Genomic DNA, 202 nt, shown 5'->3' with positions numbered 1-202 from the left:
TCTAGGGCTTTTAATCTTAGTTTAAACCTATGTAGATCGTGTCTTAACCAAATACTGCTGACTCCACCTGGTGATACAATGAAACCTTGCTTTTTAAGTTCATTACTTACTCTAAGCTGCCCCAAAGTAGGGTTCTCAATGGCTATATCAACAACAGCCTTTTCAATAACTTCATCTACACGATTCTTTAATACTGGCTTTC

The 202-nt window shown here is 37.1% G+C and carries 1 pseudogene; it reads right to left on the bottom strand.

Annotation, left to right across the window (positions count from 1 at the left end):
• Positions 1-202: pseudogene (locus tag GNY06_RS00630) on the bottom strand (IS481 family transposase); the annotation flags it as partial.

Origin of the sequence: Elizabethkingia argenteiflava, from assembly GCF_009904105.1 — a bacterium.
In the GTDB taxonomy this organism is placed as follows: Bacteria; Bacteroidota; Bacteroidia; order Flavobacteriales; family Weeksellaceae; genus Elizabethkingia; species Elizabethkingia argenteiflava.
The sequence above is the reverse complement of the archived record's forward strand: the minus strand, read 5'-3'. Positions and strand labels throughout refer to the sequence as shown.